Here is a 10,813-nt window from a genome sequence, read left to right as displayed (position 1 = left end):
CTCACCGGTCGGCTGTCCCTCCAGTCACACCCCTGGCTGGCCGACCACACCGTCATGGGCACGGCCGTGGTGCCGGGCTCGGCGCTGGTCGAGCTGGCGATCCACGCCGGTGACCAGGTCGGCTGCGGGTCCCTGGAGGAGTTCACGCTCCAGGCCCCGCTCGTCCTGCCCGAGCAGGGCGGCGTAGTGCTGCGGCTGACGGTCGATGCCGCCGATGAGCGGGGGGGCCGCCGGGCAGTGGCGATCCACTCCCGGCCCGACAGTGCCGGGGACGACACGTCTTGGTCCAAGAACGCCGTGGGTCTGCTCACGGACGAAACGTACGACGGGGGCTCCGATCTGTCGGTGTGGCCGCCGCGGGGTGCCGTCGCGATCGACGTCGACACCACCTACGAGCACCTCACACACGCCCAACTGACCTACGGACCCGCCTTCCAGGGCCTGCGCGCCGCCTGGCGGCTCGAAGACGACATCTACGCCGAAGTCGCCCTCCCCGAAACCGCCACCACCGACGGCTTCAGCCTCCACCCCGCACTCCTCGACGCCACCCTGCACGCCCTGCCCCTCACCCCCCACGAGCAGGCACGCACCACCTCCACCTGGAACCACGTCACCCTCCACGCCACCGGCGCCACCACCCTGCGCGTCAAACTCTCCACCATCAGCGGCACCCTCACCGCCGCCGATGACACCGGCACACCCGTCCTCACCGCACAAACCATCACCTGGCGCCACACCACCCCCGACGAACTCACCACCGGACACCACCCCTTCCACGACTCCCTCTTCCACGTGCAATGGCCACAGCTGCCCCTCCCCCCGGCCAACCCGAGCGCGTGGGCGGTGGTGGGTGAGCCGGACGGCTTCGGCGTCGACGGTCCGGTCTTCGCGGACCTGGCCGAACTGGCCGCCACCGACACGGTTCCCGAGGTCGTGCTCGCTCCCCTGGCGGGATACGGGGACACCGACGCGGCCACCGCCGCGCATCGGGCCACCCGCCACGCACTCGCCCTCGTCCAGGGCTGGCTGTCGGAGGACCGGTTCGCCGGATCCCGCCTGGTCCTCGTCACCCGTGGTGCGGTCGCCGCCCGGCCCGGTGAAGACGTGGCCGATCTGGCCAACGCGCCCGTCTGGGGTCTCGTACGCTCCGCGCAGGCCGAGAACCCCGACCGGTTCCTGCTCCTCGACACCGACGAATCCGCCGGGCTCGCGGTCCTGTGGCCACTACTGCGGGCCGGTGAGCCACAGGCAGCCGTGCGGGAAGGGGCCGTGCACGTACCGCGGTTGAGCCGGGTCGCCAAGGCCGACCACGCCGGTGAGATCGCCACACCCGGCCCGGACGGAACCGCTCTGATCACCGGAGCCGGTACCCTGGGCGGCCTCGTCGCCCGCCACCTCGTCACCGAGCACGGCGTACGCCACCTCATCCTCACCAGCCGGCGCGGGCAGAGCGCGGACGGCGCGCCCGAGCTGGCCGCCCAGCTGGCCGAACTGGGCGCGCACAGCGTGCAGTTCGCCGCCTGTGACATCGCGGACCGCGAGGCCCTCGCGGCTCTCCTGGCCGGCATCCCCGTCGACCGCCCCCTCACCGGCGTCTTCCACACCGCCGGTGTCGTCGACGACGGTCTGGTCACCTCCCTCACCCCCGAGCGCCTCGACGCGGTCCTGCGACCCAAGGTCGACGCTGCTCTCAACCTCCATGACCTCACCAAGGACCTGGACCTCTCCGCCTTCATCCTCTTCTCCTCCTCCGCCGGCCTCTTCGGCGACCCGGGTCAGGGCAACTACGCCGCCGCCAACACCTTCCTCGACGCACTCGCCCACCACCGCCACGCACTCGGCCTGCCCGCCAGCTCACTCCAATGGGGCCTGTGGGAACAGCGCAGCGGCATCACCGGACACCTCACCACCGCCGACATCGAGCGCATCCACCGCTCCGGCATGACCCCCCTCCCCACCACCCGCGCCCTCCAACTCCTCGACACAGCACGCACATCGGGCTACCCGGCGCTCTCCCCCATGGGGCTGCACCCGGCTCGTATCCAGGTGGACGACGGTCCGGCGTCCGCGATCCTGCGCAAGCTCGTACGCGTACCGGCGCGGCGCGTGGCGCACGCGAACGCCGGCGCCGCCGGTGGCGCGAAGGCCCCGTCCTTCGCCGAGCGCCTCGCCGGACTGTCACCCGCCGTGCAGCTGAGAAGCGTCCTGGAGCTGGTGGCATCGAACGTGGCGGCGGTGCTCGGGCACTCACAGACCGGCTCGATCGACGCCGAGCGAAGCTTCAGGGAACTGGGCTTCGACTCGCTGACCGCGGTCGAACTGCGCAACCGCCTGAACGCGCGCATCGGCGCGAGCACCGGGCTCCGCCTCTCGCCCACCCTGGTCTTCGACTACCCGACCCCGCAGGACCTGGCGGAGTACCTGTGCGGCGAGATGGTCGGCGGTGCCGCGGACGCGGCCGCCGCCGCGCCCGTCGGCTCGGTCCTGTCCGAGCTGGACCGCCTGGAGTCGGCGATGTCCCGCGTCGCGCTCCACGGCGACGCGGGCAGCGAAGCAGGCAGTGACGGGCACGGCGACGCGGGTGAGCGGGCGGAGAGGGTCACGGAACGGCTGAAGAGCCTGCTCTCCAAGTGGAACGAAATCCAGGGCGCCACGACCGGGGCGGCCGCGGACAGTGACGACGATCTCGAATCGGCGACCGCCGACGAGATGCTTGCCCTTATCCAGCGGGAATTCGGCAAGGCCTGAGAATCCGCCGCGTACCGGGATCCAGTGAGATCCCGGTACCGGCATCTCCGGCTCTCGCGCAGCATTTGACTTCGATAGGTGATAAATCTGATGGCGCAGGACGAGAAACTTCTGGAAAATCTCAAGTTCGTGACGGCCGAGCTGCGCCGGACCCGTCATCGCCTGGTCGAGGTCGAGGAAGCGGAGCACGAGCCGATCGCGATCGTGGGCATGGCCTGCCGGTTCCCCGGCAAAGTGACATCGCCCGAGGACCTGTGGCGGCTGGTGGCGGACGGGGTCGACGCGATCTCCGACTTCCCCGAGGGTCGCGGCTGGGAACTGGACACGCTGTACGACCCGGACCCCGACCGCCCCGGCACGACGTACGTGCGCCAAGGCGGTTTCATCGAGGACGCCGACGCGTTCGACCCGGCGTTCTTCGGGATCTCACCGCGTGAGGCCGTCGCGATGGATCCCCAGCAGCGTCTCGCCCTGGAAACGTCATGGGAAGTGCTGGAGCGTGCCGGGATCGACCCCGGTTCACTCAAGGGCAGCTCGACCGGCGTATATCTGGGAATGATCCACAACGAATACGGTTGCATTCTCCCGTCCGTGCCGGCCGATATCGAGCCGTTCCTGTCCAATGGAAATGTCAACAGCGTCGCCTCGGGACGGATCGCCTACAGTCTCGGCCTCCAGGGGCCCGCGATCACGCTGGACACCGCGTGCTCGTCGTCCCTGGTCTCCCTGCACCTCGCCGCCCAGGCGCTGCGGCGCGGCGACTGCGCGCTCGCGCTCGCCGGCGGGGCCCAGGTCCAGGCGACGCCCATCTCCTTCACCGACTTCGCCCGGCAGCGGGGACTCGCGACGGACGGCCGCATCAAGGCGTTCGCGGACGGCGCGGACGGCACGATTTGGGGCGAGGGCGTGGGCATGCTCCTCCTGGAGCGGCTCTCGGACGCGCGGCGCAACGGTCGCGAGATCCTCGCCGTGATACGCGGTTCCGCCGTCAACCAGGACGGTGCGTCGAACGGCCTCACCGCCCCGAACGGCCCCTCCCAGCAGCGCATGATCCGCCAGGCACTCGCGGACGCCCGGCTGACGACGGCGGAAGTCGACGTGGTCGAGGCGCACGGCACCGGGACCACGCTCGGCGACCCCATCGAGGCACAGGCCCTCATCAACACCTACGGGCAGGGGCGCGAGGGGGCCGAGCCGCTGTGGCTCGGCTCGGTGAAGTCGAACCTCGGTCATACGCAGGCCGCCGCGGGAGTCGTCGGCGTCATCAAGATGGTCATGGCACTGCGCCACGGCGTCATGCCCAAGACCCTCCATGTCGACGAGCCCTCGCGGAAGATCGACTGGTCGGCGGGCGACGTCCGCCTGCTGACCGAGGCCCGCGAGTGGCCGGACACAGGGCGCCCGCGCCGGGCCGGCGTCTCGTCCTTCGGCCTCAGCGGCACCAACGCGCATGTGATTCTGGAGCAGGCGCCGACTGCCGAGGCCGAGCCGCCTTCCGAGGCTCCGGTCGTCGGTGGGGTGGTGCCGTGGATGCTCTCCGGTAAGACGGAGGAGACGCTGCGGGCGCAGGCCGAGCGGCTGCACTCCTTCGTACGGGAGAACCCCGAGCTGCGTCCGGCGGACGTGGGCTACTCCCTCGCCGTGACGCGGGCCCGCTTCGAGCACCGGGCCGTCATCACCGGCTCCGATGTCGATGAACTCCTGACGGGTGTGCAGGCGTTGGCCGCCGGGGATGCGTCGGGTGCGGTGGCCTCGGGGAGCGTGCGGCGCGGCAAGCTGGCGTTCCTGTTCACGGGGCAGGGCAGCCAGCGGGCCGGAATGGGCCGCGAACTGTACGAGACGTATCCGGTGTTCGCCGCGGCTTTCGATGAGGTGTGCGGGCAGTTTGACGGGCTGCTTGAGCGTCCGCTGAAGGATGTCGTCTTCGGTACGGACGGGACGGACGCCGGTCTGATCGACCAGACCGTGTACACGCAGGCCGCGCTCTTCGCCATCGAGGTCGCACTCTTCCGGCTGGTGGAGGCCTGGGGTCTGACCCCTGACTTCCTCGTCGGGCACTCCGTCGGTGAACTGGCTGCCGCGCACGTGGCCGGGGTCTTCACTCTCGACGACGCGACCAAGCTCGTCGCCGCTCGTGGACGCCTCATGCAGGCTCTCCCGGCCGGTGGGGCCATGGCAGCCATCCAGGCCACCGAAGCTGAGGTTCTGGAGACGCTCGAAGGCCGCGAGCACGAGATCGCCATCGCCGCCATCAACGGACCCACCTCGGTCGTGGTCTCCGGCGACGAGACCGCCGTAGTCGAGGTCCTGGAGCGCTGGCGTGAACAGGGCCGCAAGGTCCACCAGCTCCGCGTCAGCCACGCCTTCCACTCCCCCCGCATGGAACCCATGCTGGACGAGTTCCGCACCATCGCGGCGGGCCTGACCTACAGCACTCCGAACATCCCGGTCGTCTCCAACCTCACCGGCCGGCTCGCCACCCCCGAAGACCTCTGCACCGCCAACTACTGGGTCCGCCACGTCCGCCAGGCCGTCCGCTTCGCCGACGGCATCACCCACCTCGCCGAACAAGGCGTCACGTCCTTCATCGAGCTGGGCCCCGACGGCACCCTCTCCGCCCTGGCCCAGGAAATCGCGTCCGACAGCGAAGAAGCACTCTTCACGCCCGTACTCCGCAAGAACCGCCCCGAAACCGAAACCCTCACCCAAGCCATCGGCACCGCCCACATCCACGGCGCCGAACTCGACTGGGACGGCGTCTTCGCAGGCCGGGGCGCGCGCCGCGTCAACCTCCCCACCTACGCCTTCCAGCACCAGCACTACTGGCTCGAAGGGCCCGCCTCCGCTCATGACGCCGCCGGCCTGGGGCTCGTAGGGAGTGAGCACGCGCTGCTCGGAGCCGCCGTGACCCCCGCCGACTCCGACAGCCTGCTGCTCACCGGCCGGGTCTCCCTCCGCACGCACCCGTGGTTGGCCGACCATGCCGTCATGGGCACCGTGCTGATTCCCGGCACCGGGCTCGTCGAGCTGGCGCTCCACGCGGGTGGTCAGGTCGGTTGTGGTCAGGTCGAGGAGCTGACGATCCAGGCTCCGCTCGTACTGCCGCAGGCCGGGGCGCTTCAGTTGCAGGTGGTCGTGGGCGCCCCCGACTCGTCGGAGCGCCGCGCGGTCGGCATCTACTCGCGTCCGGACAACGCCGTGGACGAGCCATGGACGTCACACGCCGTGGGTGTGCTCGCGCCGACCGTGGCGGCCGTGGACGCCGATCTGATGTCCTGGCCGCCGGCCGGTGGTGACGAGGTCGCGCTCGACGGTCTGTACGAAGGTCTGATCGAGCACGGCTACGAGTACGGGCCCACCTTCCAGTGCCTGCGCTCGGTCTGGGTGCGTGGCGAGGAGATCTTCGCGGAGGTCGAGCTGGCCCCGGGCACCGGGACCGACGGGTTCGTCGTGCACCCCGCGCTTCTCGACGCCGCGCTGCACGCCGTCATCGTCGGCGCCGAGCACGCCGCGCGGAGCGGTGGTGGGGGCGAGGAGGCCGAGGTGCGGCTCCCGTTCTCGTGGGCCGGTGTCAGCTTCCACGCCGAGGGCGCCTCGCGTCTGCGGGTACGCCTCAGTGTCGACAGCGACCGGCGGATCACGCTGGCGGCCGCCGACACCACCGGTGCCCCGGTCGTCTCCGTGGAGGGCCTGGCGACGCGTCCCGTCTCGGTGGGGCAGTTGTCCTCGGCCGGCGGGGCGTGGCACGAGTCGTTGTTCCGCGTCGACTGGGCGAGCGCCCCGGATGTCGCGGCGGCGCCGATCGCGTCCGCCGGCGGGCGGTGGGCGGCTGTGGGGACCGATGGGTTCGGTCTGCACGGTGTGCTGCGGGAGGCCGGCGGCTCGGCGGAGCCGACGGTCCACGCGGACCTCGCCGGTCTCGCGGCGGCCCTCGACGCAGGCGCGCCCGTGCCGGAGATCGTCTTCGTGCCCTTCGCGCCGGTTGTCTCGCTGGATCTCTCGGGCCTGGCGGAGGGTGCTCGCGCCGCTTCCGTACGGGCGTTGGAGACCGTACGGGCGTGGCTGGCCGATGAGCGGTTCGGCGGGTCGCGGCTCGTCCTGGTCACCCGCGGGGCGACGGCCGGGCGTGCCGACATGGCTCCCACCGACCTCGTGCACGCCCCCCTATGGGGTCTGGTCCGCTCCGCCGAGGCCGAGAACCCGGGGCAGTTCGTCCTCCTCGACCTCGACCCGGCCGGTGCGGAGACCGTGACGCGTGACGTGCTGGCCTCGGCGGCCGTCTCCGAGGAGCCCGAGCTGGCCGTGCGCGGCGGCGCCCTGTACGTGCCGAAGCTCGCCAGGACCGAGGCGCCCGCCGAGCCCGCCCGCCCGCGGCTCGACCCCGAGGGCACGGTCCTGATCACCGGTGGTACCGGCACGCTCGGCGCGCTGGTGGCGCGACACCTGGTGAGCGAGTACGGCGCCCGCCGTCTGCTGCTGGTGAGTCGCCGCGGGGCGGCGGCAGCGGGCGTCTCCGAGCTGGTGGCCGAACTCGGCGCGCTCGGGGCCGAGACGACCGTCGCCGCGTGCGACGCCGCGGACCGGGAGGCTCTGGCGGCTCTTCTGGCCGGTGTGCCCGCGGACCGTCCGCTGACCGCTGTCGTGCACACGGCGGGCGCCCTCGACGACGGTGTGGTCGGCTCGCTCACCCCCGAGCGCCTTGAGGCGGTCATGCGGCCGAAGGTCGACGCGGCGGTCAACCTGCATGTGCTGACCCAGGACCTCGACCTGGCCGCGTTCGTGCTCTTCTCCTCGGCCGCGGGTGTCTTCGGCGGCCCCGGCCAGGCGAACTACGCCGCGGCGAACGTGTTCCTCGACGCTCTCGCGCGCCACCGCAGCGCCGTCGGCCTCACCGCCCACTCACTTGCCTGGGGCCTGTGGGAGCAGCGCAGCGACCTGACCGCGAACCTCGCCACCGGTGACGTACGGCGCATCACGGGATCGGGGCTGGCCACGATCTCCTCGGTCGAGGGGCTCGCCCTGTTCGACGCCGCGCTGGCCACCGCGGAGGCCGTCTCCGTGCCGGTGCGCCTCGACCTCCCCCGACTGCGCGCCCAGGCCTCGTCCGGTGAACTGACCGCTCTGCTCGACCGGCTGGTCAAGGCACCGGCACGGCGTACGGCGCCGGCCGCGGCGGACGCGGAAGCGCAGGGCAGTTCGCTCGCGCAGCGGTTGTCGGGGCTCGCCGCGGACAAGCGGGCCGGCGTGCTGCTGGAGCTGGTCCAGGTGAACGTCGCCAAGGTGCTCGGCCTGACCAGCAGCAGGCAGGTCGAGCCGGACCGCGGTTTCCTGGACCTCGGTGTCGACTCGCTGACCGCCCTGGAGCTGCGCAACCGGCTGGGCGGCGCGACCGGCCTCCGGCTCCCCGCGACCCTGATCTTCGACTATCCGTCGGCGGGCGCGGTCGCCAAGTATCTCGGCACGCAGTTCTCCGCCGACGCCGCGGGGCCGGGTGCCACACCGGTCCATGCCGATCTCGGCCGCCTTGAGGCCACCGTCTCCGCCGCCGAGCTGTCCGACGAGGACCGCGACAAGGTCGTCAACCGGCTCCAGTCCCTGCTGGCCGCGCTCGGCCGCCCGGTCGTCGTAGGGGGTGGCGCCGGGGCCGCTGCCACGGACCTCACGTCGGCGAGCGACGACGAGATGTTCGCCATGATCGACCAGGAGCTGGGTCTGTCCTGACCACGGCAATTCTCTCCGGCCCGGGGCCGGTCACCTCCCCAAAGGAGCGTGGCCGGCCCTGGGGGGTGTAGGGGGGCTCTTAGGGAAGGTTAGGGGTGCCGCGGTCGGGTGGTCATCTCCTAGCGTCGTATGTGAAGTCATGTCGATGTGTCCCCCGTGCTCATACACAGCCGGTTCGAGGCATCGCCGAATGGGTCTCCCAGCCGGGGAGTCACGTCGTAAATGGACTTCCGCCCGGGTTTCGCGTGCGACGCGATCTCATGTATTGCCCAGGTGCCCAAGTGCTGTCCGTCCTCAAGAGGTTGCTTTAGATGCAGAATGAGCAGAAGCTTCGCGACTACCTCAAGCGGGTAATGGCCGATCTGCAGCAGACGAAGCAGCTGTTGAGCGCGGCCGACTCGCGGGCACACGAGCCCATCGCGATCGTGGGCATGAGCTGCCGTTATCCGGGCGGCGCCAATTCCCCCGAGGAGTTGTGGCAAATGGTCGCCGAGGGCCGGGACGCCGTGTCCGACCTTCCCACCGACCGCGGCTGGGACATCGAGCGGCTGTACAGCCCCGACCGCGAAAAGCCGGGCACTTTCTACAACCGCGAGAGCGGATTCCTCTACGACGCCGCACAGTTCGACCCGGCGTTCTTCGGGATCTCGCCGCGCGAGGCGCTGGCGATGGACCCGCAGCAGCGACTGCTCCTCGAAGTCGCCTGGGAAGCCTTTGAGCACGCCGGAATTGACCCGCACGCGATGCGCGGAAGCAAGACCGGTGTATTCGCGGGCGTGATGTACCAGGACTACGCCACTCGGCTCGACCGAATCCCCGACGGCGTGGAGGGATATCTCAGCACCGGCAACGCGTACAGCGTCACATCTGGACGCATCTCTTACACACTCGGGCTCGAGGGCCCGGCCGTCTCCGTCGACACCGCCTGCTCCTCGTCGCTGGTGACGCTGCACCTGGCCGTCCAGGCGCTGCGCAACGGCGAGTGCTCCATGGCCCTGGCCGGCGGCACCACGGTCATGTCGACCCCCGAGGCGTTCATCGACCTCGCCCGGCAGGGCGGCCTCTCCCCCGACGGCCGCTGCAAGGCCTTCTCCAACCTCGCGGACGGCGCCGGCTTCGCCGAGGGCGTGGGCATGCTCCTCGTCGAGCGGCTTTCGGACGCGGAGCGCAACGGCCACAAGGTGCTCGCCGTCGTCCGCGGCTCGGCCGTCAACCAGGACGGTGCGAGCAGTGGCCTGACCGCCCCCAACGGCCCGTCCCAGCAGCGCGTCATCCGCCAGGCCCTCGACAACTCCCAGCTCTCCTCGGACCAGATCGACCTCGTCGAGGCGCACGGCACGGGCACCACGCTCGGTGACCCCATCGAGGCGCAGGCGCTCATCAACACCTACGGTCAGGAACGCCCGGCCGAGCAGCCGCTGTGGATCGGCTCCTTCAAGTCCAACGTCGGTCACACGCAGGCCGCCGCAGGCGTCGGCGGCGTCATCAAGATGGTGATGGCACTGCGCAACGGCATCATGCCGAAGACGCTGCACATCGACGAGCCCTCCACCAAGGTCGACTGGTCGGCGGGCGCCGTCTCGCTGCTGACCGAGGCGCGGGAGTGGCCGGAGACGGGGCGGCCCCGACGGGCCGCGGTCTCCTCGTTCGGCATCAGCGGCACGAACGCGCACATCATCCTGGAGCAGGCGGCCGCCGAGCCCTCCGCCGAGGAGCCGCCCGCCGTCACGCAGCAGGCGGACGCCCCCGTGCCGTGGGTGATCTCGGGCAGGACCGATGCCGCGCTGCGGGCCCAGTCCGAGCGCCTGACGTCGTTCCTCGCCGGGCGACTGGGCCTCGGCCCCGCGGATGTGGGTTACTCGCTCGCCGTCTCTCGCGCGCGCTTCGAGCACCGGGCCGTCGTCACGGGTACGAACCGCGCGGAACTGCTGGCCGGCCTGGAAGCCGTGGCCACCGGCAAGTCCGCCGCGGGGGTCGTGGAGGGCGCGGCGACCGCCGGAACGGTCGGCAAGCTGGCGTTCTTGTTCACGGGGCAGGGCAGCCAGCGGGCCGGGATGGGCCGCGAACTGTACGAGACCTATCCCGTGTTCGCCGCGGCCTTTGATGAGGTGTGTGCGCACTTTGACGGGCTGCTTGAGCGTCCGCTGAAGGACGTCGTCTTCGGCACGGACGGGACGGACGCCGGTCTGATCGACCAGACCGTTTACACGCAGGCCGCGCTCTTCGCCATCGAGGTCGCACTCTTCCGCCTGGTGGAGGCCTGGGGCCTGACTCCTGACTTCCTCGTCGGGCACTCCGTGGGTGAACTGGCCGCCGCCCATGTGGCCGGGGTCTTCACTCTGGA

At 71.0% G+C, this 10,813-nt stretch carries 2 protein-coding genes and 1 pseudogene; all 3 read left to right on the top strand.

All coding sequences use genetic code 11. The features are described from left to right. The coding region (locus ACFZDI_RS35805) for an SDR family NAD(P)-dependent oxidoreductase (RefSeq protein ID WP_391256720.1) at nucleotides 1–2,748 on the top strand (2,748 nt) is incomplete at its 5' end. A gap of 78 nt (nucleotides 2,749–2,826) precedes the next feature. After that, on the top strand, nucleotides 2,827–8,469 hold the full coding sequence (locus ACFZDI_RS35800; protein WP_391256717.1) for an SDR family NAD(P)-dependent oxidoreductase: 5,643 nt from the start codon (nucleotides 2,827–2,829) through the stop codon (nucleotides 8,467–8,469). Between the two features lie 329 nt (nucleotides 8,470–8,798). Then, nucleotides 8,799–10,813: pseudogene (locus ACFZDI_RS35795) on the top strand (type I polyketide synthase); the annotation flags it as partial.

It is taken from the genome of Streptomyces sp. NPDC007907 (genome assembly GCF_042959365.1).
Lineage (GTDB): Bacteria > Actinomycetota > Actinomycetes > Streptomycetales > Streptomycetaceae > Streptomyces > Streptomyces indiaensis.
The sequence above is the reverse complement of the archived record's forward strand: the minus strand, read 5'-3'. Positions and strand labels throughout refer to the sequence as shown.